The following is a 24,704-nucleotide window of genomic DNA, read 5'->3' on the forward strand; positions in this document are numbered from 1 at the left end:
ATCGCACTACTTCGCATCGGTATAGACCGTTGCTCTTGAAACACCGAGCTCGCGTGCAACGATATCCATTGCACGCCTGACATCCATGAAACCCAATTCTTTTAGCTCGCGAAGCAAAGATCGTCTTTCTTCCGGTTTAAGAAGACGTGGCGTCGTGGCTAGTTTGGCTGCGAACTGGTCGATATGAAGTCGAAGCGCGTCGGCGCCGACCGGATTCAGTGACTCTCTCTCGGCCGATGCATCAACATTGATGAACTGCCCCATTGCACTCTGCAATGAGCGGAACAATGTCAAATCCACATTCATGCATAACGCAGCGACGTACTTGCCGTTCGAATCCTTGATGCCGATAGAGGTGCTTTTAGCCTGTCGACCGTCGGAAAAGTGATTCGCATAGTTCGAGAGAATCTGCGGATACGCAGGATCCGCGATACGTGCAAGACCTAGTTCGGTTGCCGGGTCACCGACCTTACGGCCAGATAAATTGTTGTGGATCTCAAGAATGGCATGCTGAGGATCGGTCAAGTCGTGAACAACAACTTCGCAGAATGGCGCAAAGGTGTCACTCAAGCCTTTTGCAATTTGCTTCACTTGTTCGAGCAATATTCCATGCTCAGGATGGGCTTTTTTAGCCATTTGTCAGCACTCAAACGGTAGGTTCACTCGAATCTTTCCCAACAGTCGAGTTGCGAGGAAAGAGTGATACAAATGAGATCCATCCGTACTGTTCGTCACGAACAACAACGGAACAAGAATCCGGCAGACCCCAGAAACAGGGAGTTTCTTGGGTCTATTATGCTTTAGCCAGGAGGTCCGCAATCAATGGCGCTGTTTTGGCGCCCGTCCCGCTAACAAGAACGACGGTTTTCTCTTTCGCCTTGATGACCTTATGGCGGATCAGGCGTTCGAGCGCGGCGGCCGCAGTGGCAGAGGTCGGCTCGCAGAACATTCCTTTCTCTGCCATTTGCCTCAAGGCCGCAATGATTTCCTCTTCCCGTACAGCAACCGTTTCTCCGCCGCTTTCCCTCAATGCCGCGAGATTTTCGCGCAGACGCACAGGACGCTTGATCATGGTTCCCTCGGAGATCGAGTCGAATATCTCACGCTCGACAGGCGTGTCGACGCCTGCCCGGAATGAAGCGTCGATCGGGGAACAATTCAGCGGTTGAGCGCCAAAAAGGCGCGGGAGTTTATCGATCTGACCGGCAGCAAGTAGCTCTTTGAAGCCGATGTGGCAGCCCATCAGATTACTGCCGGCGCCGACGGGCATGATGATGTTGTCGGGCGCATGGAAGCCGAAATCTTCCCAGAGTTCGTAAGCGATTGACTTGGTGCCTTGCAGAAAGAACGGCTGCCAATTGTGGCTCGTATAAAAGATCTTCTCGGACTGCCGCATCGCTTCAGCCTGAGACTCTTCACGCGGACCTTCCACCAATTGCACTTCAGCGCCATAGGCTCGGACCTGAGCAATTTTCGCCGGCGACGTATAAGCAGGCGCGAGGATTTTGACGCGCATACCCCCCGCCGCGCCAAAGCCTGCTACGGATGCGCCGCCATTGCCAGAGCTATCCTCCAGGACTGCATTGACGCCCGCTTGACGTAGGTATGAAAGCATGACGGTGGTGCCACGGTCCTTGAAGCTGCCCGTCGGACTGAACCACTCAAGCTTGAAATACGGCCGGAAATCACTCCATTCTCTCTGCACGAGCGGCGTACATCCCTCACCGAGAGAGATAGGCGCTGTGATATCGAGAGGCAAAGACGCCCGGTATCGCCAGAGCGATCGGGTATCTCCCTCGATGTCATCCCTTGAGATTCCGGGTTGCGGCGTGATGAGCAACGGCGTGCGTTTATCCGAGCACCAGCGCGGTACATCGAGGGGATAGGTTTCCCCGGTTTGGGGATCGATATAGAAGGAGTCTTGCATGGCAAATTCTCAAATCAGGATAGGAGTCAGCCGAGGGCTGCGCCCAACAATTGCCCAACCGCCAGTTCAAACGATAGCGTCAGGTAAATCGGCCTTTTAGAACGACAGGAATTGAGTTCGAGAACATTGCCTGACTCCAGATCACGGCACCAATAAATTACGGACAGATGTTGCCGCCAAGCGCTTTGGCTTCGCGATTGGCAAACTGGCTGGTGGTCCGGGGTCCAACTGTTTCGTAGTGGGCCCCTCTTTCTAGAAAGATTATCTAGAATTAAATAAATTGTCTTGTAGGGGTAAACACCTAGATTCGACCCGACTTTCGGCCATGCGTTGAACTACTGATCGGTAGAGAGGATTTGAAAGTTGGCCGTGTTCAAGCAGATGACCTGAACGCAAGGCGGATTCGATGCTGCCTTGATTCACGCGAAGCGCATCAGCGCCGTAGCCGGCCATGCGCGGACCATGACGTGTCCAGCGTCAGCGACGTTCAGGTGTCACAGCGTGTTCGGTATTCAAGCCGGTCGCCGAGCCTTTTTTTGTCGTTTCGGCTCTTCGGATTTAGTGACCAGGTGCTTGCCGAAATGAGCGTGCACAAAGTCCACAAATACCCGCACTTTTGGCGTCATTTTCCGACTGCTCGGCCACACCACGTGGATACTGTTGGAGTCCGTCACGTAAGGCTGCAGTATGGCTTTCAGGCGGCCATCGGCGAGCGCGTTCTTGACAGAAAAATCGGGCACGCATGCGATCCCACGTCCTGCCATCGCCATATAAAGCAACATGTCCAGGCTGTTGCACACCGCCGTCAAAGGCAGCGACGAGCCTGCCGCTGTGAATGTCGAATGCCGCAGAGGCCATTCGTACAGTTTTCCAGTGGGCGTCCAACGATAGTGCAGACATGCATGATTCAAAAGGTCGTCCGGATTCCTGGGGGTTCCGTTTCGTTTCAGATACTCCGGCGCGGCGACCAGACAAGCGCGCCAGGAACCCAGCGGACGAGATACCAGCCGTGAATCCCGAAGCGCGCTCCCGCGAATGACGACATCAAATCCTTCATCGATGACATCGACCAGTCGATCAGTGAAATCAAGATCGAGTTCAATCTCGGGATGTTGCTCCATGAACGCGGAAAGTACCGGAAATGGCAGTCCCGCCGAAAGTGACAGCCCCACCCTTAGTCTTCCTCGAGGATGTTGGGCCATTGCGCTGAGTTCGTCTTCGGCCGCCTGAACCTCCCCGAAAATCCGTCTGCACCGTTCCAGGAAGACCTCGCCTTCCGACGTCAGCCGGACGCTTCTCGTGCTGCGCTGGAAAAGCCGCACGCCAACGCGCTCTTCAAGCCTTGAAATGCTTTTGCTGATGGCCGACGCCGAGATGCCGAGTTCCCGCCCTGTGGCCGCAAAGCTCCGCGTTCGCGCGGTGTGAACAAAGACTTCCAGCCCGCCCAGCGCACTCAGGTTTTCCACATTAGCTCCCCCCAACGTGGGATTCGTGACATTTTTGTCATGACACATATGAACGCTACCCCGATTACTGATGAGGGGTCAACGGCTTTACGATGGATTTGAGAGGCGGCCCGCACGAGCACCATGCCGGCCGCGCTTCATCCAGTCCTTGGCGCACCTGTGTGCAGTGATCGAACAGTGAGAGCGCCAGTGTTTTGGCAACTCAACGCGCCGTGCCGGCGCATCGGTTCTTCCAGGAGAATATTGTTATGGTCGCCACTGAACATCTCGACGCTTACCTCCAGGCCATGGGCAATCGCGACGTCGAAGGGACCAAGGTCCACATGGCAGATAATGTCGTCCTCAGAAGTCCAATCGTGCCTGCCCCGTTCGTGGGGAAGGAGCGCGTCGCAGCTGTGCTGACGCAGCTTCTCGCGACAGTGGACGCCTTCGAGCCGAAGCTTCTCTTGCGCGACGGTGCGGACTTTGTCGCCGTGTTCACGATCAGATTCGGTGAGCACGTGATTGACGGCATGGATCACATGCATCTAAACGAAGCGGGCCTTGTCGATAGCATGACCGTGGCATGGCGCCCGCTTCCGTCGGTGGTCGCGGTCCAGCAGAAGCTTGCGCCGAAACTCGGAGGAAAGGCGATGATGCTGGTTCCGGCGGATCAAACTGCGTGAATCATCATCAGCGCGGTAGGTGGTCACATTCAGCCGCTCACCAGAGACAGGCAGTTCGTCGGCAATCGGGGAAGGCATGGTCGAGACGACATCGTTCATTCGACAAGCGTTCGCTGTTTCAAGTCAGCAAACAGCGAAGGGCGACCGGGCTTCCACCCGAGTATTTCGCGGGTTCGAGCGCTTGAGACAGGATTGTCGATACCGATGAACGGTGCCAGAAAACCGAAGTGTTTCGTTGCCAGTATGGGCGACTTGCCGACGACGGGTACGTTCAAACGCTCGCCAATCACCCGAGCGATGTCACGAAATGGAATCCCCTCCTCCGCTACAGCGTGATACGTTCCGCCAGCTTCGCCCTTTTCGAGGGCGAGGCAAAACAAGTGAGCAGCGTCATCACGATGAACAGACGGCCAATGATTTTTTCCGTCGCCCAGATAAGCTGATTCCTTCTTCTTACGCGCAATTTCCATCAGCGTCGTAGCGAGACCTGCCCGCTCCGGGCTGTGAACGGTGGGCGGCAAACGAATCGCCGACGTTCTCACTCCGCGCGAGGCAAACGCCTTTAGCGTGTCTTCCGTTCGCGCGCGCGCCGCGGCGTAAAACTGAGGATCATAGGACTGATCTTCCGTAGCCAGTTGACCTTGATGCAACGCGAGAGACGCGAAGGGCACAACCAATGGCCGGTTCGAGCCTATAAACGTGTTGCCGAACACCTCGATCGCGCGGCGATCCGCTTTGACTGCGGCCTCCATGAATCGCTGAACAATCTGGCCTGGCGCCCCGCCGAGAAAAACACGAAGGCGCGTAGTAAATGGCATGTGAGAAATGCGGTGATAGAAGGCCGTATGAATGACGCCATCCGACCCGGATGCCGCGTGCCGGAGGAGATCCCTATTTTCGATGGTCCCCACCGTCACCTGCGCCCCCGCTCGGCGCAGTTTCTCGCCGGACTCTTCCGATCGCGTAAGGCCTACGACCTCGTACCCGGACGCCAGAAGCTCCTTCACGACCGCAAAACCAATAGCACCGCTCGCGCCCGTCACAAAAATCCGCATCGCAATCTCCTCTTGACTGATGGAATGGATGCTACGGGATCGAGTTAGTACAATCTATGCCATGAAATCCAATTTAATATCTAGATCGTCCAAATCTGGTTCCGACCCTTTGTCCGATGTGCTGTCACTGCTCAATACGCAGGGTCTGATGTCAGGCGGGCTCGATGCAGGCGGAAACTGGGCGTTCGCTTTCCATGCGGATGGATTGTTTCGTTGCTTCTCGCTGGTGTCCGGGGCGTGCTGGCTCGTTCTGGAGGACGATGGAGAGCCCATTGCGCTCCACGAGGGCGATTTCGTCGCGCTGCCGCACGGTCGCGCTTTCATCCTGACAAACGACCTTTCGATTACGCCCGAGCGTATCGAATCGGTGATTGCAGCGCCGCTGAATGGCCGGATCATTTCATGGCAAGGCGGCGGGAGTTGTCAGGTCTTCAGTGCGCTCTTTACTTTCAAGAAAGAGTTCGCCGACTTCTTGCTTGGGGTGCTTCCGTCAATCGTACATATTCGTGACGATCACGATCGAATCGCATTGCAAGGCTATCTGGAGCGAATGATGTCGCTGCTTCGGAATCCGCAGCCCGGCAGCGTTCTGGTGAGTGAACACATCGCCGAGATATTGCTCATTGAGATCCTGCGCCTCCACCTCGCCCATGAGGCAGGCAATGGAACGGGCTGGCTTTTTGCACTAGCTGACAAACAGATCAGGACGGCAATCACTGCCATGCACGAACGTCCCGGTTTTCGATGGAGCATTCAATCTCTCGCGGAGAACGCGGGTATGTCACGCTCTGCATTTGCCCTTCGTTTCAAGGAGAAAGTGGGCGTCTCGGTAATGGAATACCTGACCCGCTGGCGCATGCTTCTCGCGGCTAATCGTCTTGAGGAATCCGCCGACTCCGTCGCCACAATTGCGCTCTCGCTGGGATACGAATCGGAAAGTGCTTTCGTATTCGCATTCAAAAGAGAGATGGGATGTACGCCTCGTCAATACGCGACACGGCGTTGCGCGTGATATGGGTCCGACGAAAACCACCCATGTGGTCGAAGTCGGACCCGTACGACAGATGTTCGACGTCGATAGCGGTACGCAACGACGCAACAAAGTATGTTGGCGTCGTTGCCACGAACCACTGCGCACCGAAGTCCGTCACCGACACGCTTCTCTCACTCAGAACTTCTGCTCAAGCCTGAGTATGCCGGTGTTCGACACAAAGCCCGACCCCACCTGCAGGTCATAACGCATCGACAGGCTCAGGTTGTTCGCACGCACCAGCGTCACACCGAGCGAAATATCCGCCAGATTCGACACCGGCGTGGCCCCCGTCGTGGTGAAGCCGGTCTCGTTCGGGGCACCGGAGAAGTACGCGGCCGAGGTCAGACGCGTCTGGTCGTACTCGTGGATCCACTGCGCCCATATCGTCGGCACCAGCGTCCCATAGGACGTCTGGTACGCCTTCTCCAGCTTCGCACCAATCGCGCTGCGCAACGAATTGCTGCCCGTGCTGCCCACCGTGAGCGCCGCGCCGTTGCCGCCGGTTTCCGTGTAGCCGGACTGGTTCAGGCGGCTGTACGTGAGGCTCGCCAGCGGCGTCAGTGTGGCGCCGGCCACGGCGAGCGGCCATCCCAGCTCCGCGTGAACCGCGTACTGCTGACCGTTGAAGCTGCCGTTGGCCGCCCCTTCGAAGCCGGTCATGCTGACCACGCGCGTCGTGTCGTAGTGCTGCTGTGTGAGCGCACCCGAAAGATTCACGTACCACGGCGCGCCCTGGTAGCTCGCGTAGCCGATCAGGCCAAACGCATTGACGCCCGCGCTGTCGCCGGCCTGATCGTCGCTATAGTTGGTCGCGGTGTGCGAGTAATGGAACGCGCCGCCCACGCGCCAGGCGTCGCCGAAGGCACGGTCGGCGCCCATCACGAGACCGCCGTAATTCGCGCTATAGCCTGCAACGTTTTCGCGTTCGCTCTGACTGGCATGACCGCCGAAGGCCTGGCCCCACGCGGTCCAACTCAACGGGCTGTCACCGGTGGCGAGGCCGGTCGCGCCCTGCCCTTGCGCAACCCGCAATGCATCCAGGTGGGTGGCGACCACGCCCATGGCGTCCAGCGTCGAAACGGAACCCACATGCGTCGTCTGCACCGGCGAAAGCTGGTTGCCTACGCGATTAGCCGCGCCGCTGCCGCCGCTCTCGATCGCGGCAAGCGTTGCATCGTAGAGATTCAGCAACTGGGCGTTGCTGGTCCCGGTGTAGCCGAGCAGCCCCGTCAGCACGTTCACTGCATTCGATTGCGTGGCGCGCGACGCGTAGGACCCGCTACTCGACGTGCCGCCGCCCGAACCGGAACTGGAGCCGGAATTGGTGTCGTTGAGCGTCACCACCAGATCGGTGTTGCCGTTCGACTCCGTCACGCTGCTGCCGGTAACGCCTGCGCTGTAACCCGCGATCGAATAGTTCAGGGTGCTGGCGTTATACGCGGCCGTGCCTGTTGTCTGGACCACGACGTAGCGCTGTCCCGCCGCAAAGCCATAACCGTTGCTGCTCTTGAGCTCGACCGACGAACCCGAGGCGATCGTCGTGTTGCCGGTGACGACCAGCGAGCCGTAACTCGTGCCGCTCGACACACCTACGAGCAGCGTCGCGGCCTGGCCCTGTGTGTAGTTGCCGGTAATCGTGACGGCGTTGTCGACTTCGAGCGTCGCGCTCGTATTGCTCACCGTCCCGCTGCCGACATGGATATGGTCGTTCAGCAGGATATTGCCGCTGCTGAAGTTCACGCCGGCGGCGCTGGTGATCGTGCCGATCGTGTTGTTATAGCCGGTGAGCGTGCCGAAGCTCGTGCCGCCAGCACCGGAAATCGTCAGCGCGTTGCTGGACAGATTGGCGATATTGCCAGCGATCACACCCGTGTTACGGATCGAACCGAGCGTACCGGTCGTCTGGTTATCGATCGCAAACTGGCCACCGGAAATCGTGCCGCTGTTGTTCAGCGCGCCGATCACGCCGTCGTTATAAACACCGTAGTTCCCGCCGGAGATCGTGCCGCTGTTGCTCAGAGTGCCGATCGAGCCACCGGTGTTGGATAGGCCGTAGCCGGTGGCCGAGATGGTTCCCGTATTGCTCAGCGTGCCGATCGCGGAGAAATTGAACACAGCGGCTGTGCCGCCCGAAATCGTTCCGCTATTGCTCAGCGAATCGATCGTGCCGGTGTTCGCCACGCCGATCTGACTGCCGTCGATCGTGCCGCTATTGCTCAATGTGCCCAGCGTGCCGGCGTTGTAGCTTGCAAGGCTGCCGGCGATCGTGCCGTTGTTGTTCAGCGCGCCAATCGAACCATAATTGACGATGCCCACTTCCGACGCGGCATTGCCGATCACACCGTCACTGTTATTGGTCACAGCGCCGATCGTGCCGGCCGCGTCGTTGTAAATACCGGCCACAAGCGCGTTGGAAACGCCGCTCGTGATGCTCAGGCCCGTGCCGCCCGCGATCGTGCCGCTATTGGTAATGCCGGTGATCGACACCGCGTTGTAGATGCCGGCTGCGACCAGCGTGCCGATGACGCCGCTATTGGACAGCGAAAGTTCTGGAGCGGCGACGCTGCTGCCGCTGGAGATCGTGATATTCGCGCCCGCCGTGGTGATCGAGCCCGCGTCGATCAACTTGCCGATGCTGCCTTCGTTCAGAATGCCTTCGGCGCCGCCGGAGATGCTTCCGGTGTTGATCAACGTGCCGATCGTGCCCTGGTTCACGATGCCTTCGGCAGTGCCGGAAATCGTCCCGCTGTTGGTCAGCGCGCCGATCGTGCCAAGATTGAAAATGCCCGCTCCAGCCGAAGCGCCGCCAATCACGCCGGTGCTGTTGTTGGTCAACGTACCGATGATGCCCGTGGCGTCGTTATAGATGCCGGAGAGAATCTGTGTGCCTGGCGAAGCCTGGATGGTCAAGCCCGTGCCCGCCGCGATCGTACCGTTGTTGGTAATCCCGGTGATCGACACCTCGTTGTAAATACCCGTCCCGATCAATGTGCCGATGACGCCTTCGCTCAACAAGGAAAGCGTTGGGCTGGTGACACTCCCGCTGCCGATCGTGATATCCGCCCCGCTCTCGGCGATCAATCCTGTGTCGACCAGCGTCTCGATCCTGCCATAGTTGAGCAAGCCATAGGCGCCGGAAATCACGCCGCTATTGATGAACCTGGCAATGGTGCCGATGTTCACGACGCCATAGATACCGGAAATGGTTCCCGTGTTGGTAATCGTGCCGATCGCGCCGCTGTCGATGAACAGACCATATATATCGCTGGCAATGGTGCCGCTGTTGGCAATCGAGGTGATCGTATTGGCATCGCTATAGAAGCCATAGTCGTAACCGGAAATGGTTCCGCTATTGGACAGCGTGCCGAGTGACCCCACGGCCTGCAAGCCCATTTCGTCCGAAGTTCCGCCAACGATCTGGCCCGCAGAAACCGTATAGTCGCCGCCCGTCCATGTAGCGCCTACGCCAACGGCGCGTGCATCCGGCGCCGACATCAAAGCCAATGCGCCCGCAACGGCCACCGCCAGCGCGCCAGGCGCCAGTAGACGGCGACCCGAGATTGCCTGAGTGATACGGCGAGCCGACAAAGTCCCCGTGGACTTGCCCCCATGCCGCTTCGCCAGTTCTGCAACCGCCTGCCATTCCCCGCGCCCGGCATTCCAGACGACGCTATATACGCGATTCATTGTAATCCTGAATTCTTCTCGCGCCGGTTCAGGTGCCGACGCAGCATTTCAAATGCGACCGGCAGTGGTCGCCCCCGGATAATCCTTAGTTCTTCTCTTTTTGGCCCGAATATTTTGATTAACGGTGCGAGCCATGCACCTATGAAACAGTCGCGAAATTACACGATTCGGGCGTTAATGAACATACCTGATTAAATTGAATGTGCAGGATGTTGGATTTTGGCATCGAAGCCGCCAGCGTCTCTGTTTTGCGCTATTGCTTCGTTCATTGCGGCCGCAACTTCACACGAAAACGTTTGCGAGCCCAGTGCATGACGCACAACGGGCATTCACCAATATCGCAACGGAGCAATGGGTCCCACGCGAATCAGACCAGGATTTTTTCCGAACTTGATTGCACGTCTATACCGTGCGTCTCAGTTTTCGTGCGTTTCGCGCAACAGCATCGCCTCGCGAGGTACTGTTGAGTGCATCGAATCTCGAAGGCCGCCGACATTGGTTCTGATTCGGTCTCGCCCGACCTCGGCATGACACCCGCTCTCAAACTAAAAAGGGGGCGATCGGGTTGTCACCGTAGAACGGCGACAATGCAACGACGTTGCGACGTTCGGGGAAGACCGTCGAAAGGCAGGTACGGGTCGCATTCCACCAGTCGTTCAACTGCATCGCAGAGCGCGATCATGCAAACCACATCAAACCGCTCCTGACGGCGGATGCACGCGACTCAAAGATAGCAGCCGCACACAGACGAAGTCATCCAGGCGGAGTCGGCGCCCGCTCCCGGCCAACCAGGGCGGCACGCCGCGGCTCACTGCGCAAAGTACCGACTAGGCGCTTCACCCAGTGCCGCCTTGAACGCCGTCGAGAACGCGCTCGGACTACTGTAGCCAAGTTCCATGGCCACCCGCGTGACGGGTTCGCCGCGACCTAGCCGCACCACGGCGGCTAACAGGCAAGCCTGCTGCCGCCATTCGAGATAACTGATGCCCGTGTGCAGGCGGAACTGGCGCGTGAACGTGCGGCGGCTCATGCCGGCGCTCGCGGCCATCTCATCGACGCCGATCTCAAGCGAGGGCTTGGCCAGGAATTCACCGCACGCTCGCGCAAGACGCGGCTCGCCAGGCAACGGCGCATTGAGTGACAGCGCGGGCATGTCGGCGATCTCATGCAGCAAGAGCCCCATCAGGTGCCCCTCACGTCCTTCCGTGCGATATCGGGCAGGAAGATCGACGGCTTGCTCCAGCAGTTGCCTCAGCAACGGAGAAACGCCAAACACCTCGCAATGTTCAGGCAAGCCCACGCGCCGCGCTGCCTGCGGGCGGATGTAGGTATTGAGCATCGTGACGGGGCCGCGCATCTGCATGGCATGCGCGAGGCCCGCGGGCACCCAGATCGCCCTCAGCGGCGGAACGGCCCAATTTCCCTCATTGGTTTCTACCGTAATGACGCCGCTTGCCGCATAGGCGAACTGACCACGGCGATGACGATGGGACGGAAACCGCTCGCCATCGACATAGGTCTGCGCGGTCACGACCACATCTCGCGGTATGTTTTCGTGGGGATCAAGGGCAATTTCAGGCATGGCCCAATTTTAAACATAAATGACCTTGAATCGAAGGCGGGCCAGTCGTCAGTGAGGCACATTCCCCTCTGTGCCAACGCTCCCTGCCCTGTCTTTTTCCAACACGCTCGCCGACCATGCAAAGAAAGCACCTGATCCTCGCCGTCTTCGTCACGGCAACCTGGGGACTCAATTTCCCCATCACCAAACTCGGCCTAGCCCAGATCAACCCATTACTCCTGACCGCGATACGGTTCACGTTCGCTGCCTTTCCGTGGGTGTTCCTGGTGAGAAAGCCAAACGTGGCCAACCGATGGCTGACCGCATACGGACTGATCTTTGGTGTCGCGATGTGGGCGTTGATCAATCTGGGCATCTCGATGGGCGTGCCGCCTGGAGACGCGTCGCTATTGATTCAGTTCAGCGCCTTTTTCACGCTCGGTTGGGGCGTCATGCTCTTTCGGGAAAAGCTGATGGCGTCTCAGATGACCGGCATCGTCATGGCAGCGGGCGGACTGATCGGCATCCTTCACGGCAGCCCCGGCAAGGCAACCACCATCGGCTTCGCGCTGGTCATGGTCAGCGCGCTGGCGTGGAGCATCGGCAACGTCGTGATCAAGATTTCGAAGGTGCGGGAAATATTCGCATTCGTGGTGTGGGCCAGCCTGATTCCGCCGATCCCGCTGTTCCTGCTTACCTGGTGCTTGTATGGCTCACAGCCCTTCGCTGCGCTCGCATCGCACGTGAGCGCCGTCGCGCTGTTCTCATTGGCCTTCCAGGTGTATGCCGCGACGCACTTCTGCTACTGGGGCTGGAACCTGCTATTGCGCGAATATCCAGCCTCGACCGTTGCGCCGCTTTCTCTGCTGATACCGGTGTTCGGCACCCTCAGTTCGATTTTCATCGTTCATCAGGTTCCGAATACCGCAAGCTGGATTTCCATCGCGCTAATTTTGTCAGCATTACTTATCAGTCTGGGCAAAAGACGCCCCGGTCCAGGCTCGGGAAGCGAAGGACTCGACTCAACTAGCCCGGAATGCTCGATACCGCCCGAACGATTTCCTCGACGAACACCTTGATCCTTGGATGATTACGTTCTCCGCGACGATAAGCGACATAAATCTTGCGGCGCACCTCCGGCTTCAACTTGATCCACGCGACACCGGCCTGCGCCCGCAGCACGCGCAGGCCAGGGGCAACCGATACGGAGCAGCCGGAGGCCACCATCGCTTCGACCATTTCGGAGCCGCGGCATTTCGCGTTGATACGAGGCTCGAAGCCGGCGCGGCGGCATAACTCAAGTTCTCCGACCATGAACAAGAACGTTGCGAAGCGCCTGTTCTCCGCGGGCGGCATCCGTACGCCACGCTGGTCGATGCTGCCGGGCGACGCCGATGACCTAGTCCGGCGCGTCGGCTATCCGCTCATCGTTAAGCCGAATCGGCAAGGCTCGACGGTCGGACTGTCGCTGGTCCACGCTCCCGATGCACTTGACGAAGCGGTGAAGCTCGCTCGCCGGTTCGATACCCAGGTGATGGTGGAGCAGTTCATCGAGGGCCGAGAGCTTACGATCGGTGCCGCGCGTCGACGCCTCGCAACTCGGGCAAGCCTACGGATCACCCACGGACTCCATGCGCAGCGCCGTCCGGTTGCTGGCCTCGCAAGAGGGACTGCTGCTCGATCCCGTCTACAGCGGTAAAGCGTTCACGGGGCTGATTGAAGGTGTCACGTCAGGTCGTTATGCATCAGGTGAAAATATTCTCTTTGTCATGACCGGCGGATTGCCTGGCTTATTCGCCTACCGGAAAGAATTTCAGGCTGCCTGAAATCATTTCGCCGGGCGGCAGCTTTCGCGATATTGAAATGCCTGCGCATAAACGGTGATGCTTGTCTACACATGCATCAACTTGACAATCGTTCACATTATTTCGATGCGTCCACAACGGAATCGGAAAAGACCACACAGCATTACTCATACGAAATAAATACTTCGCATATCAATTGTTATCGAAGTTCTAAAAGACGCTAAAAGCTATTTATTTTCAACTTAACCCACATTGGCTGCGTCGCCTGCGTTGAATCAGGCGCGCCACATTTTGTTCCATAGGCGAACCACGAGCCAAGCCGAAGTATCCCCTATCCCCTTGTAGTTAAAGGATTTCGAAGGAAATCCGTCACTCCTTTTCCTTTGGGATTCATTGCGCATCGACTGTTGCTCTGCCGCTGCATGGCCATTTTCACCACCAAATTCTTACCAATCGTTCTGATATCTTTCGCGCCGATAAGAATTGCGGCGGTTGATTAAATAATCAGAACGGAGGTCGGAATTGAAAGTGCAAGGCATGGGTGGTGGTTTCAGCGCTTCAGCAGGGGGACGCAGTAAAAGCGGCTTTTCGAAGAAGGAATCAGCGCGCAGCAAGCGACGTGACCTTTTTTCTCTTTCGTGCCTCACGCTCGCCGTTGCGGGAACACTGCCCGAATCGGGTCACGCCGCAACCTACCTGGTGTCCAACTCGACCGAATTGTCTCAGGCCATCAGTGATGCCAATGCGTCGAGCGACGCCAGTTCGACGATCCTGCTGACCAGCAGTTTTTCAGTGGCCGGTGGAACTCTGCCGCAGGCAACGAAGGCGATCACGCTCGATACGAACGGTTACACGTTGACAAGCAGCAGCAACGTCGTCTGGTCGGGGACGCCGCTGACATTTGACGGCACATTTGTCGGCACGCCGGCAACCACGACCACATCGGCGACACCGATACAGCTGACAGGGGTGGCCACGACCACGACCGCTGTGAACAACGGGACGATGACGGGCGGCGCGGCCGGAGCGGGTCAAGTCGGCGGCGCGGGCGCATTGCTGACTGCCGTCACCTTCGTCAACAACGGCACGCTCAAAGGCGGAAGTGCCTCTGCAACAGGTACGTCCGGGGTGGGCGTCACCATTGGCCGTGGCACGATACTGACCAACAATGGAACGATCGCCGGGGGCGATGACGTCGATGGAACAGGATCGGCCGGAACAGGCATCACCTATGGCGTCAACGGCGGAACGATCATCAATAACGGCACGATCAAGGGCGGGAATGACCTGTCGGGGACCGCGGTCGGTGCTGTTGCTATCAGCGTTCGGGTTGCAGGGAAGACCTCGTCCATCACGAACACGGGGACGATCGTCGGAGGCAACAGCGCAATCGCCATTGCAGCCTCGACTGGGCTGAGCCTGGTCAACAGCGGCACAATCGAGGCAGGGACCGGTCAGGACATCGCGATCCGAATGACGGGCGCAGCGGCTTCGCCATTAACGCTCGAACTCCAGGCGGGATCGAACATTGTTGGCGAAGTCGTCGCCAGTGCTCTGGCGACGAACACGCTGAAACTTGGCGGCGCGGCGAACGACGTGTTCGACGTTTCGTCGATCGGTTCAACGGCGCAATACCAGAACTTCACCGCCTTCCAGAAAACCGGCACGAGCACGTGGGCGTTGATCGGCACGGGCACCACCTCCACGCCCTGGTCGATCCAGCAAGGCACGTTGCAGATCGGCAATGGCGGCACGAGCGGCAGCGTCATCGGCGACATCACCGATAACGCCACGCTCGCCTTCGACCGCAGCGACGTGTTCACCTTCGACAATCTGGTGAGCGGCACCGGCGTCGTGAATCAGGTCGGCACGGGCACCACGATTCTCACCGCAGCGAACACTTACACGGGCGACACGAACGTGCTCTCCGGCGCGCTCGCGATCGGCGACGCGGCGCACACCAACGCCTCCATCGCCTCGGGTCTCACGACGGTCGCGGCGGGCGCGATGCTCGGCGGCTACGGCACCGTGTCCGGTTCGGTGGACAACAACGGCACGATCGCGGCTGCCAACGCGCTGGCCGCATTTGCGTCGTCGACCACCGGCACGCTCGCCATCGGCGGCGATCTGAACAACGCGGGCGTCATCAATCTGGCGGCCGCGTCGGGCAGCATCGGCAACGTGCTCGATGTCGCGGGCAACTACTCGGCCACGAACGGCCTGCTCGTGCTCAACACGGTGCTCAACGCGGGCGGCGCCGATTCGCAGAGCGACCGGCTCGTGGTCGGCGGCAACACGAGCGGCACCACTGCGATCAAGCCGAACGCGTCCGGCACGGGCGCGCTGACCGTTGGCGATGGCATCGAGCTGGTTCAGGTCAACGGTACGTCGAGCGCAAACAGCTTCCATCTCGCGACGCCGGTTCAGGCGGGCGCCTATCAGTACCTGCTGTATCGCGGCGGTGCGGCCGATGCGAACAGCTGGTATCTGCGCTCGGAACTCGAAGCCGCGCAAACGACGTCGCCCTCGGACTCGTCCGCTGTCGGCAGCGGCGGCGTGGTGGCCTATCGTCCCGCAACCGTTGGCTATTCCGTCACGCCGCTGCTCGATGCGGACTACGGCTTCGATATTCTCGGACGCCTGCACGAACGCGTCGGCGATGTGGCGAATCTCGATGCCGCGCAACCGGCGCACGCGAATAGTGTGAACGGCGTGTGGGGCCGCATTGGCGGGCAGAATCTCGAAGCCGACGCGGGCGACCGCTTCTCCACCGACGAGCACACGTTCTTCGCGCAGTTCGGCAAGGACTGGACGCTGTCGCGCGACGCCAACGGCGGCAGCACGCACACGGGCGCGACGATCACAATCGGCTCGACATCGGCGAACTTCGCCGATAGCGCGCGCAGCATCGCGGGCCTGTCCGATGCAACCGGCAGCGTCGAGACGCAGGCGCAATCGATCGGCGGCTACTGGACGAAATATCTGCCCGACGGCACCTATTTCGACGGCGTGGGCCAGTTGACGCACTACCACAACCGTTACGGCGATATCTACGGCGGCAGCGCGAGCCAGAACGGCATGGGCGCGGGTGTCTCGGGCGAGGTGGGCAAGCCGTTCGCGATCGGCGCGACCGGCGTGGCGATCGAACCGCAAGCGCAACTGCTTTATCAATACCTGCATCTGAATGGTTTTGATGACGGCATCGCACAGGTAAGCTCGAACACGACGAATGGATTGCGCGGCCGGATCGGCTTCCGTGTGTTCAGCGCGAACCTGAGCAACGATTCGAAGACGTCGAGCGTCACGCCGTATTTCACGGCCGACGTGCTGCACGACTTCTTCTCGCCGGGGCAAACGACGGTCGGCGATACGCCGTTCGATAACGCGATGCAGAAGACCTGGTATGACGTGGGCTTTGGGATCACGGGCAGCTTCGGCAAGCATTCCGAAGTCTATGCGAGCGTGAAATACGAACACAGTCTGGGTGGTGAATACCGCCGCAATGTGTTCGGTCAGGCTGGCTACCGGTTTAGCTGGTAATTCGACCAGTCATTGCCGCTTTGTGCGGAAATTGAGCCGTCGTTGCCCAGCGTGACGACGGCTTCAGCGCTGGCAGCAGACGTTCGCGTGGATGGCAGAGGGCGACGGCGTTGCAGCACTACTCCGATGCCGGCTCCTTCGCTATCCGAGGCGGATAGTCGACAGCATTCGATTAGCAATGCCACGTAGTTACGGCCAAAACACCTATCCCACCCGCACCGCTTCACATCTCATCCACCGACGTACTCGCAGCCCCCGCACCACCCTGCCCTTCCATAGAAAATCGATTGCGCGTATCGACATAAAAACTCGCACCAAAACGCCCGACCGGAAAGTAATGCTGCAAACGCACGCGGCAGCGCTCACGGTCGATCAGATCGTCGCGCGCATGCAGCCGCTCCACGCGTCCGATGAAGATATGGCGGCTCGGTGTTTCGAGCGTCTCCCATAGCGTGCATTCAAACGCCACCGGCGCTTCGGCGATACGCGGAGGCCCGCCGCGCGTCGATGGCACCGACGTGAATCCCGCATGCGCAAGCTCGCTCTCCGAAGCAGGCAGACGCTCCCCGCAGGCATGCATTTTTGCGGCGATCGCTTCGTCGGTCAGATGCACCACGAACTCGCGCTCGCGCAGGATATTGGCGGCGGTGTCCTTGAGCGAATCGTCGTCGTGACGATTCACGGACAGCATCACGATCGGCGGCTCCTCGCCGAGCATGTTGAACATCGAGAACGGCGCAGCGTTGATCACGCCGCCGGGGCTCAGCGTCGTCACGAGTGCGATCGGACGCGGCACGATGAGGCCCGCCATCAGCTTGTAGCGCTCGTAGGCCGTGAGTTCGTTGAAGTCGATTTCCATAGCGTTCCCGCACCTTCATGTGCGTTCGTTGGCGTTCGTTCGTTCGGTTCGCGGCCGCGCGCCGCGCGCATCAGCTGCGCACGCTGGCCGCCTTCGGTTCTTTCGGTTCAGCCAGCCCGAGCAGCGAGGCAAGGCTCTTTTCGCCGCGCATGCGGGTGGTTTCGATGCGCTGTTCGAGATCGACGAGGTGTGCCTGCATGCGCGCAATCGCACCTTCGGCATCACGCCGTGCAATGCACTCGACGATGGCCGCGTGTTCGTCGTGCTCGCAGGGCGCATAGCCCGGCGGCTCATACAGCCCGACGATCAGCGAGCAGCGCGACACCAGCTCGACCAGATAGCGTTGCAGTACCGCATTGCCCGCCAGCGCCGCCACGCGCAGATGAAAATCGCTCGCCAGACGCGCCCATGAAGGCTGATCGAAGCGGTGCATGGCCGCGTGTTCGTCGTCGAGTTGCTTGCGCAGTTGCGCGAGGTCGGCATCGGTCACGCGCGCAACGGCCAGTTCGACCAGCGCGCGTTCGAGCGCGCGGCGCGCCTCGAAAATCGTGCGCGTTTCTTCGGGCGTGGGCTCCGCGATCACCGCGCCCTTGTTGGGCCGCAGCGTGACGATGCCGTCGTGCGCGAGCTTTTCGAGCACGCGCCGCACGCTCGCGCGGCCCACGTCGAACAGTTGGCACAACTCCGGCTCCGGCAGTTTCGTGCCCGGCGTGAGCCGGTGCGCGAGCACGCCATCGACGATGGAGCGGTACATCTGCATTTCGATGCCCGTTTCGGTCTGCATCGCGTCAGGCTCGTTCGCGACCGCCTCGCGGCTCGTTTCGCGCACGCTGGACTGCTTCGCGGCGGGTTGCTTCGCGGCGGCTTGCTTCGCGGCAGGTTTCTTGACGGCGGTTTTTTTCGCGGCAATCGATCGGTCAGGTCGGGTCGGTCGGCTAGTGGACATGATGTGCAAGGCGTGCGGCGCAGGCGTGGGTAACGGGAATCGTGAGCCAGTTTAGCGGATCGTCGCCGCTCTATCGTTACCGGATTGGCTGCCGATTGCGGCTTCGCCCCCGGCCTCCAGCGCGTCCATGTGCGCGCTGAGCGCGCCTGGCGTCGTCATCCAGATCGTGCCCGCGCGCGCCGCTTGGGCGATGTGGGTGAGCGCGCGTCGGAGATGGCGCAGGCGATACGGCTGCCCCACCAGATACGGATGCAGCGCGATCCCCATCACCAGCGGCTGCCCGCGCGTGGGGTGCGTGGCCTGCGCGAGCATCTCGTCGAACTGATCGACGATCATGTCGGCGAACGCGGCGCTGTCGAGATGCCGCCCGACGATCATCGGAATGTCGTTCACTTCCTGCGGATACGGAATCGACCACAGCGGCCCATGTTCGGTGCGCATGCGCACGGGACGGTCGTCGTGACACCAGTTGAGCGTATAGCGATAGCCCGCCTGCGCGAGCAGATCGGGCGTGTCGAGCGTCTCCGAGATCCACGGCGACAGCCAGCCCGTGGGCGCTTCACCCGTGAGCGCCGCGAGCCGCTCACGGCAATGCACGATCAGATCGCGTTCGTGTGCGCGCTCGAAGTCGCTTTGCCGATGCGCATTGGTGTGCCCGTGCGCGATCAGTTCGTCGCCGCGCTTCACGCAGGCTTCGATCAACTCCGGGCAATGATCGAGCAGCGCCGTATTCATGACGATGCCCGCCGGCAACGCGAGATCGTCGAACAGATCGAGGCAGCGCCACGCGCCCACGCGATTGCCGTATTCGCGCCAGCTGTAGTTGAGCACGTCCGGCTGCGGCGAAAGCGGACCGAGATTCGCGCCCAGCCCTTCGCCGAACGCGAAGTGCTCCAGATTGAAGCCGAGATAGACAGCGAGGCGCGCGCCATTGGGCCAGCAATATGTATCGCGCGCGACGATCGGCCGATAGTCGAAGCGTCCATGCGTGCGCAGCGCGCCGAAGCGCGGGTCGTCGCGCTGGGTGGCGCTCGCATCGATCGGCGCAGCGTCCATAAAGGTAGTGCTCATTGTGTCCTTGCGTAGTGTGCGATTGCAGTCGGCGGCGGCGTGCACCGCTTTGTGGCCATCACGTGCTGCCTGTCGTTACGCATTCCGCACCGCGGTTGTGCGAACGCGAACCGATTTGGCGCACCGCAAATGGTTAACCATCTGCCATTCAAATCGTATGCAATTGGCGTTCCATATCGTTCGCACATTGCGCTTATTGATGTCGCGAGCAATCTCCACGAATCGCGAACGAAATGGCATGGCTCTTGCGTGAAGCGACGCGTCCGCGGTCTCGCCCGCGTCCGTCAAACTCACTGGAGAACCGTCTCATGCCGCTACGCCACGCCGCCCTCAAGGCCGTCCGCCCTGCTTCCTCGCCGCGCCGCCAGTGGTTCAAGACCAGTGCGGTCGCCCTCGCGCTCACGGCGGCGGCGCTGTCGTGCGGCGTCGCTTACGCCGCCGACACCATCAAGATCGGCCTCGTCACCGCGCTCTCGGGCCAGTCGGCGCGCGCGGGCGAAGCGCTCACGCGCGGTATGACCATCGCCATCGACGAGATCAATGCAAGCGGCGGCGTGCTCGGCGGGCGCAAGCTCGAACTCGTGCGCCGCGACGACGAAGGCAATCCCGCCAAGGGCGTGCTGGCCGCGCGCGAGCTGATCTACAAGGACAAGGTGGCGGTGCTGTTCGGCGGCCTCGATACGCCGGTTTCGATGGCGATCGTGCCGCTCGCCAATCACGAGAAAGTGCCGTTCATGGACCCGTGGGCCGCGGGCACGCAGATCACGCACAACGGCGCGAATCCGAACTTCGCGTTCCGCGTGTCCGCCGTCGACGAACTGGTGGACGTGGCGATGGTCGCGCACGCGCAGCAGGCGTTCGGCGCGAAGAAGCTGGGCCTCGTGCTCGTCAACAATCCGTGGGGCCAGTCGAACGAGAAAGGCATCGTCGCGGCGCTCGCCGCCAAGGGCATGAAGCCGGCCGGCATCGAAAAGATCGAGGCCACCGACGTGGACGTCACGCCGCAACTCGGCCGCCTGAAGGCCGCGGGCGCCGATACCTTGCTGATGGTCGGCAACGTCGGACCGTCGGCGCAGGTCGTGAAGTCGCTCGACCGCATGGGCTGGAAGGTGCCGATCGTCTCGCACTGGGGCCCGGCGGGCGGCCGCTTCACGGAACTCGCGGGACCGAACGCGAAGAACGTGCATTTCGTGCAGACGTATAGCTTCTTCGGCGCCACCTCGCCCGTCAGCGCCCGCGTGGTCGCCGAACTGAAGGCGAAGTACCCGGACATCAAGAGCGCTGACGACATCACGCCCGCCGTGGGCGTCGCCAATGCCTACGACGCGATGCATCTGAGCGCGCTTGCCATCGACAAGGCCGGGTCCACCGACGGCGATGCAATTCGTAAGGGATACTATGCAATCGACCATTACGACGGGCTGATCAAGACCTACGTGCATCCGTTCAGCGCGCAGCAGCCCGACGCGCTCAATGCCAGCGACTACGTGTGGGCGCAGTTCATCGACAATCGCATCGTGCCGGTGAGCGCCGCGGGCGGCCAGATGGCGTCGAAGTAAGGCACAGGCCCCCGGAGATTCGCTCATGCAATGGATATCGGCGCTGGTCGCGGGCCTTGGCCTCGGCAGCATGTACGGGCTCATGGCGCTCGGCTTTCATCTGACGTTCGCGGTCAGCGCGACGGTCAACTTCGCGCAGGGCAGTTCGATGATGCTCGGCGCGGTGCTCGCCTACACCTTCGCGCAGACGCTCGGCTGGCCCATGCCGATCGCCATCGCGCTGGCGCTGGCCGCGTGCGCGCTCTACGGGCTCGTCGTCGAGCGCCTCGCGGTGCGGCCTTTCGCGCGGCGCGGCTCGAACGCCTGGCTCATGGCGACCGTGGCGCTCGGCATCGTGCTCGACAACGTCGTCATGCTGACCTTCGGCACCGAGCCGCGCAGCCTGCCTTCGCCGCTCGCGCAGTCGTCGCTGCATATCGGCGGCGCGGGGCTCGGCGTGTATCCGTTGCAGCTCGTGATTCCGGCGGTCGGCCTGCTGCTGGCCGCCGTGCTGCACTACGTGCTGCGCCGCTCGCGCTGGGGCGTGGCGATGCTCGCCGTGGTGCAGAACCGCGACGCCGCGCGCCTGATGGGCATTCCGATCCAGCGCACCATCGCGGCTGCGTTCGCGGTTTCCGCGCTGCTCGCGGGCATTGCCGGCGTGCTGATCGCGCCGCTATTCAACGTGCAGTCGGACATGGGCACCGTGTTCGGGCTCAAGGCCTTCGCCGTGGCGATCCTGGGCGGGCTGTCGAGCGCGTGGGGCGTGATGATCGCGGGTCTGCTGTTCGGCGCCGCCGAAGCGATGATCACGGCCACGCTCGGCTCCAGCTACACGCAGATCATCACATTCGGGCTCCTGATTATCGTGCTGGCGATCCGGCCCAACGGCCTCTTCGGGCGCGCGGAGGTGCGCAAGGTATGACCGATTCCCGACTTTCTCTCGCCACACGCCTCGCAGTAGTTGCGCCGCGTGCGGGCGAGGCGCGTTCACGCGGACTCTGGCAAGGCGCGGCGCTCGCCGCCGTGCTGCTCGCCGCCGCGTTTGCGGCTTGCAACGTCAACGGCTATTTCGTCGTCGTGCTGGCAGGCGTGGTGTTGCTCGCCATTTGCGGCGTCGGCCTCAATCTGCTGCTCGGGCTCACCGGTCAGGTGTCGTTCGGCCACGCGGCGTTCTTCGCGATCGGCGCGTATGCCGTCGCCATCCTCACCACGCAGTTCGGCTGGAGCTTCTGGAGCGCGTGGGCGCTCGGCGCGGGCGTCGCCGCCATCGCCGGTGCGCTGCTCGCGCTCACCGCGCTGCGCGTGCGCGGCCCGGGCCTCGCGATGGTGACGATCGCGTTCGCCTTCGTGATCGAGCAGAGCGCCGTGGAAGGCGGCGATCTCACCGGCGGGCAGAACGGCATCATGAACGTGTTCGGCCCGGCGCTCGGCGGTTTCGCCGATGGCGAGCGCGCCGTCGCCCTCATCGCGCTCGCGCTGCTCGCCGTCGTGCTCGCGCTGTATGCGCTCGTCGCGCGCGGCGCGTGGGGCGCGGCCATGCGCGCCGTGCGCGACAGCGAAACGGCGTCGGCCTCGATCGGCGTGAACGCGCTCGTGGTGAAAGCCGTGGCGTTCGCGTTCTCGGCGGCGCTGGCCGGTTTCGCGGGCGGGCTGTTCGCGCCGCTGCAAGGCATGGTGACACCCGGCATGTTCTCGTTTTCGCAATCGATTCTCTTCGTGCTCGTCGTCATGATCGGCGGCGCGGGGTCGCTGGCCGGGCCGCTCGTGGGCGCGGCCGTGGTCGGCCTGCTGCCCGAATTGCTGGCCGGGCTCGAAAACCTGCGTCTGTTGTGCTTTGGCGTGCTGCTGCTCGTGGTGCTGTGGAGCGCGCCCAATGGCGTCGCCGGGGTGGCGGCTGCGCTGATGCGTCGGCTGGTTTCGCAGCCGCGTGCGCAGGCTGGCGAGTCGGCGCACGATCAGGACGCTTCCGCTCAGGCCGCGCTTGAACCGCTCGGCGCCGATGCGCGCCGCTCGCTCGCCGCGCAAGGACTGTCGATGACGTTCGACGGCGTGAAGGCCGTCAGCGATCTTTCGTTCGAACTGCCCGCCGCGCGCGTGACCAGTCTGATCGGTCCGAACGGCGCGGGTAAATCGACGGTCCTCAACATGCTCTCGGGCTTCTATCGCCCGCAAACCGGCACGCGCAAGCTGGGCGCGGCGCAACTGGCGGCGGGCAGCGCGTTCGAAAGCGCGCGCGCCGGTGTCGCGCGCACGTATCAGACTTCGCAGTTGTTCGGCAGCCTGTCGGTGCTCGACAACGTCACGCTCGCGCTCACGCGCGGCCGTCTCGGCGCGCTCTTTGGCACCGCACGCATGCAGGGCGAGGCGCCGCGCGCCCAGGCGCTCGCGCTGCTGCGCGCCTGCGGCTATCACGGCGACGCGAACATCGACGCGGCCAACCTCGCGCACGTCGACCGGCGTCTTGTCGAAATCGCGCGCGCGCTCGCCACGCGCCCCGCCGTGCTGCTGCTCGACGAACCCGCAGCGGGACTGTCCAGCGAGGACAAGGCGCGCCTCGGCGCACTGCTGCGACGCATCGCCGATTCGGGCGTGACCGTCGGCCTCGTCGAGCACGACATGTCGCTCGTGATGGGCGTATCGGATCGCATCGTCGTGATCGACGCGGGACGCTTTCTCGCGCAAGGCGAACCGGCCGCGATCCGCGCCGACGCCGCCGTGCGCGAAGCCTATCTGGGCGCATCGAACGACGCCGCGCTGCATGCGCTGCGCCCCGCGCGCGCCGCGCGGCAAGACGACGCCACGGCGCGCGAAGTGCTCGGCGTGGGCAACGTGACGGCGGGCTATGGCGCCGCGCCCGTTCTGCACGACGTGAGCGTGCAGGTGCGCGAAGGCGAACTGGTTGCGCTGCTCGGCGCGAACGGCGCGGGCAAATCGACGCTCATGCGCGCCCTCGCCGGCCTGCATCGCCCGGTGGCCGGCGGCGTGACCTTCGAAGGCCGCGATCTCGCGCGCCTCGACGCGGCGCAGATTGCGGCGCTCGGCGTCGTGCTCGTGCCCGAAGGCCGCCAGGTCTTCCCCGAACTCTCGGTGCTCGACAACCTCAAGCTCGGCGCGTTTCCCTCGGGCCGCTTGCCGCGCGGCGAACTGGAGGCGCGCATCGAGTCGATGTTCGCGCGCTATCCGCGTCTGCGCGAGCGCCAGCATCGCCGCGCCGGACTGCTTTCCGGCGGCGAACAGCAGATGCTGGCGATCGCGCGCGCGTTGATGTCGAAGCCGCGCGTGCTGCTGCTCGACGAACCGTCGCTCGGCCTCGCGCCCAAGGTGATCGCCGACCTGTTCGCCTCGCTCGACGATCTGCGCGGCGAGTCGCTGTCGATGCTCCTCGTCGACCAGATGGCGGCGATGGCGCTGGCAATCGCCGACCGCGGCTATGTGCTCGAAGAAGGCCGCGTGAGCGCGAGCGGCACGGCTGCCGAACTGGCCGCCGATCCGAAGCTGTCCGCCGCCTACCTGGGCGGCCACGCCGACGCCGAAGTCACCGCATGACG

At 61.8% G+C, this 24,704-nt stretch carries 18 protein-coding genes and 2 pseudogenes; 9 read left to right on the plus strand and 11 right to left on the minus strand.

Annotation, left to right across the window (positions count from 1 at the left end; all coding sequences use genetic code 11):
- Positions 1 to 6 precede the first annotated feature (6 nt).
- The 3 genes from LDO54_RS13935 to LDO54_RS13945 all read right to left on the minus strand — a co-directional run bounded on the left by LDO54_RS13935 (position 7) and on the right by LDO54_RS13945 (position 3,393).
- On the minus strand, positions 7 to 636 hold the full coding sequence (locus LDO54_RS13935; RefSeq protein ID WP_224011213.1) for a helix-turn-helix transcriptional regulator: 630 nt from the start codon (positions 634 to 636) through the stop codon (positions 7 to 9).
- A 157-nt stretch (positions 637 to 793) separates the two neighbouring features.
- Complete coding sequence (locus LDO54_RS13940) at positions 794 to 1,927, minus strand: threonine synthase (RefSeq protein WP_224011216.1); 1,134 nt, start codon at positions 1,925 to 1,927, stop codon at positions 794 to 796.
- 512 nt (positions 1,928 to 2,439) lie between these two features.
- Positions 2,440 to 3,393 carry a LysR substrate-binding domain-containing protein gene (locus tag LDO54_RS13945; protein ID WP_356789923.1) on the minus strand — a complete coding sequence of 318 codons (954 nt, stop codon included), beginning with the start codon at positions 3,391 to 3,393 and terminating at the stop codon, positions 2,440 to 2,442.
- A gap of 248 nt (positions 3,394 to 3,641) precedes the next feature.
- Between LDO54_RS13945 and LDO54_RS13950 the strand changes: the two genes are divergently transcribed.
- Positions 3,642 to 4,058 carry a nuclear transport factor 2 family protein gene (locus LDO54_RS13950; protein ID WP_224011217.1) on the plus strand — a complete coding sequence of 139 codons (417 nt, stop codon included), beginning with the start codon at positions 3,642 to 3,644 and terminating at the stop codon, positions 4,056 to 4,058.
- Between the two features lie 95 nt (positions 4,059 to 4,153).
- Here LDO54_RS13950 and LDO54_RS13955 read toward each other — a convergent pair whose 3' ends face one another.
- Positions 4,154 to 5,113, minus strand: a complete 960-nt coding sequence (locus LDO54_RS13955; protein ID WP_224011219.1) for an SDR family oxidoreductase — start codon at positions 5,111 to 5,113, stop codon at positions 4,154 to 4,156.
- 109 nt (positions 5,114 to 5,222) lie between these two features.
- On the opposite strand from LDO54_RS13955, the gene LDO54_RS13960 reads away from it, so the two are divergent.
- Positions 5,223 to 6,125, plus strand: coding sequence for an AraC family transcriptional regulator (locus LDO54_RS13960; RefSeq protein ID WP_290371079.1), 903 nt, complete (start codon positions 5,223 to 5,225; stop codon positions 6,123 to 6,125).
- A 156-nt stretch (positions 6,126 to 6,281) separates the two neighbouring features.
- On the opposite strand, the gene LDO54_RS13965 is transcribed toward LDO54_RS13960, so the two are convergent.
- The 3 genes and pseudogenes from LDO54_RS13965 to LDO54_RS13975 all read right to left on the minus strand — a co-directional run bounded on the left by LDO54_RS13965 (position 6,282) and on the right by LDO54_RS13975 (position 11,415).
- Positions 6,282 to 9,539, minus strand: coding sequence for an autotransporter domain-containing protein (locus LDO54_RS13965; RefSeq protein WP_224011341.1), 3,258 nt, complete (start codon positions 9,537 to 9,539; stop codon positions 6,282 to 6,284).
- Positions 9,540 to 9,722: 183 nt separating this feature from the next.
- Positions 9,723 to 9,833 (minus strand): annotated as a pseudogene (locus tag LDO54_RS39030) (ESPR domain-containing protein); the annotation flags it as partial.
- A gap of 808 nt (positions 9,834 to 10,641) precedes the next feature.
- Positions 10,642 to 11,415: an AraC family transcriptional regulator gene (locus LDO54_RS13975; RefSeq protein WP_224011223.1), complete on the minus strand. Its 774-nt coding sequence runs from the start codon at positions 11,413 to 11,415 to the stop codon at positions 10,642 to 10,644.
- A gap of 116 nt (positions 11,416 to 11,531) precedes the next feature.
- Between LDO54_RS13975 and LDO54_RS13980 the strand changes: the two genes are divergently transcribed.
- Positions 11,532 to 12,473, plus strand: coding sequence for an EamA family transporter (locus LDO54_RS13980; protein ID WP_224011225.1), 942 nt, complete (start codon positions 11,532 to 11,534; stop codon positions 12,471 to 12,473).
- On the opposite strand, the gene LDO54_RS13985 is transcribed toward LDO54_RS13980, so the two are convergent.
- Positions 12,421 to 12,708 (minus strand): LysR substrate-binding domain-containing protein, encoded by a 288-nt coding sequence (locus LDO54_RS13985; RefSeq protein WP_224011226.1) that lies wholly within the window; start codon positions 12,706 to 12,708, stop codon positions 12,421 to 12,423. The genes LDO54_RS13980 and LDO54_RS13985 overlap by 53 nt on opposite strands.
- Before the next feature lie 61 nt (positions 12,709 to 12,769).
- On the opposite strand from LDO54_RS13985, the gene LDO54_RS13990 reads away from it, so the two are divergent.
- The 3 genes and pseudogenes from LDO54_RS13990 (at position 12,770) to LDO54_RS14000 (ending at position 16,739) form a co-directional block, all read left to right on the plus strand.
- Positions 12,770 to 13,093: an ATP-grasp domain-containing protein gene (locus LDO54_RS13990; protein ID WP_253074400.1), complete on the plus strand. Its 324-nt coding sequence runs from the start codon at positions 12,770 to 12,772 to the stop codon at positions 13,091 to 13,093.
- Positions 12,978 to 13,220: pseudogene (locus tag LDO54_RS13995) on the plus strand (D-cysteine desulfhydrase family protein); the annotation flags it as partial. The gene LDO54_RS13990 and the pseudogene LDO54_RS13995, both read left to right, overlap by 116 nt.
- Before the next feature lie 678 nt (positions 13,221 to 13,898).
- Complete coding sequence (locus LDO54_RS14000; RefSeq protein WP_224011228.1) at positions 13,899 to 16,739, plus strand: autotransporter outer membrane beta-barrel domain-containing protein; 2,841 nt, start codon at positions 13,899 to 13,901, stop codon at positions 16,737 to 16,739.
- 223 nt (positions 16,740 to 16,962) lie between these two features.
- Here LDO54_RS14000 and LDO54_RS14005 read toward each other — a convergent pair whose 3' ends face one another.
- The 3 genes from LDO54_RS14005 to LDO54_RS14015 form a co-directional block, all read right to left on the minus strand.
- Positions 16,963 to 17,598 carry a flavin reductase family protein gene (locus LDO54_RS14005; protein ID WP_224011229.1) on the minus strand — a complete coding sequence of 212 codons (636 nt, stop codon included), beginning with the start codon at positions 17,596 to 17,598 and terminating at the stop codon, positions 16,963 to 16,965.
- A 70-nt stretch (positions 17,599 to 17,668) separates the two neighbouring features.
- On the minus strand, positions 17,669 to 18,382 hold the full coding sequence (locus LDO54_RS14010) for a GntR family transcriptional regulator (protein ID WP_224011342.1): 714 nt from the start codon (positions 18,380 to 18,382) through the stop codon (positions 17,669 to 17,671).
- A 213-nt stretch (positions 18,383 to 18,595) separates the two neighbouring features.
- On the minus strand, positions 18,596 to 19,600 hold the full coding sequence (locus LDO54_RS14015) for a polysaccharide deacetylase family protein (RefSeq protein WP_224011343.1): 1,005 nt from the start codon (positions 19,598 to 19,600) through the stop codon (positions 18,596 to 18,598).
- Positions 19,601 to 19,923: 323 nt separating this feature from the next.
- Here LDO54_RS14015 and LDO54_RS14020 point away from each other — a divergent pair, with 323 nt between their 5' ends.
- The 3 genes from LDO54_RS14020 to LDO54_RS14030 are packed head-to-tail and all read left to right on the plus strand — an operon-like array spanning position 19,924 to position 24,702.
- On the plus strand, positions 19,924 to 21,174 hold the full coding sequence (locus LDO54_RS14020) for an ABC transporter substrate-binding protein (RefSeq protein ID WP_224011230.1): 1,251 nt from the start codon (positions 19,924 to 19,926) through the stop codon (positions 21,172 to 21,174).
- Positions 21,175 to 21,199: 25 nt separating this feature from the next.
- Positions 21,200 to 22,078 (plus strand): branched-chain amino acid ABC transporter permease, encoded by an 879-nt coding sequence (locus tag LDO54_RS14025; protein WP_224011231.1) that lies wholly within the window; start codon positions 21,200 to 21,202, stop codon positions 22,076 to 22,078.
- On the plus strand, positions 22,075 to 24,702 hold the full coding sequence (locus LDO54_RS14030; protein WP_224011232.1) for a branched-chain amino acid ABC transporter ATP-binding protein/permease: 2,628 nt from the start codon (positions 22,075 to 22,077) through the stop codon (positions 24,700 to 24,702). Before LDO54_RS14025 ends, LDO54_RS14030 begins: the two co-directional genes overlap by 4 nt.
- Positions 24,703 to 24,704: the final 2 nt, after the last annotated feature.

The sequence above is a fragment of the Paraburkholderia tropica genome (assembly GCF_914484835.1).
Taxonomy (GTDB): Bacteria; Pseudomonadota; Gammaproteobacteria; order Burkholderiales; family Burkholderiaceae; genus Paraburkholderia; species Paraburkholderia tropica_A.

What these genes read in the sequence shown, in the direction of transcription:
- LDO54_RS14005 (WP_224011229.1), bottom strand. Translation starts at nt 17,598, where the DNA reads ATGGAAATCGACTTCAACGAACTCACGGCCTACGAGCGCTACAAGCTG.
- LDO54_RS14010 (WP_224011342.1), bottom strand. Translation starts at nt 18,382, where the DNA reads ATGCAGACCGAAACGGGCATCGAAATGCAGATGTACCGCTCCATCGTC.
- LDO54_RS14025 (WP_224011231.1), top strand. Translation starts at nt 21,200, where the DNA reads ATGCAATGGATATCGGCGCTGGTCGCGGGCCTTGGCCTCGGCAGCATG.
- LDO54_RS13950 (WP_224011217.1), top strand. Translation starts at nt 3,642, where the DNA reads ATGGTCGCCACTGAACATCTCGACGCTTACCTCCAGGCCATGGGCAAT.
- LDO54_RS13965 (WP_224011341.1), bottom strand. Translation starts at nt 9,539, where the DNA reads ATGGGCTTGCAGGCCGTGGGGTCACTCGGCACGCTGTCCAATAGCGGA.
- LDO54_RS13935 (WP_224011213.1), bottom strand. Translation starts at nt 636, where the DNA reads ATGGCTAAAAAAGCCCATCCTGAGCATGGAATATTGCTCGAACAAGTG.
- LDO54_RS13975 (WP_224011223.1), bottom strand. Translation starts at nt 11,415, where the DNA reads ATGCCTGAAATTGCCCTTGATCCCCACGAAAACATACCGCGAGATGTG.
- LDO54_RS14020 (WP_224011230.1), top strand. Translation starts at nt 19,924, where the DNA reads ATGCCGCTACGCCACGCCGCCCTCAAGGCCGTCCGCCCTGCTTCCTCG.
- LDO54_RS13940 (WP_224011216.1), bottom strand. Translation starts at nt 1,927, where the DNA reads ATGCAAGACTCCTTCTATATCGATCCCCAAACCGGGGAAACCTATCCC.
- LDO54_RS14030 (WP_224011232.1), top strand. Translation starts at nt 22,075, where the DNA reads ATGACCGATTCCCGACTTTCTCTCGCCACACGCCTCGCAGTAGTTGCG.
- LDO54_RS13985 (WP_224011226.1), bottom strand. Translation starts at nt 12,708, where the DNA reads ATGGTCGGAGAACTTGAGTTATGCCGCCGCGCCGGCTTCGAGCCTCGT.
- LDO54_RS14015 (WP_224011343.1), bottom strand. Translation starts at nt 19,600, where the DNA reads ATGGACGCTGCGCCGATCGATGCGAGCGCCACCCAGCGCGACGACCCG.
- LDO54_RS13980 (WP_224011225.1), top strand. Translation starts at nt 11,532, where the DNA reads ATGCAAAGAAAGCACCTGATCCTCGCCGTCTTCGTCACGGCAACCTGG.
- LDO54_RS13955 (WP_224011219.1), bottom strand. Translation starts at nt 5,113, where the DNA reads ATGCGGATTTTTGTGACGGGCGCGAGCGGTGCTATTGGTTTTGCGGTC.
- LDO54_RS13990 (WP_253074400.1), top strand. Translation starts at nt 12,770, where the DNA reads ATGCTGCCGGGCGACGCCGATGACCTAGTCCGGCGCGTCGGCTATCCG.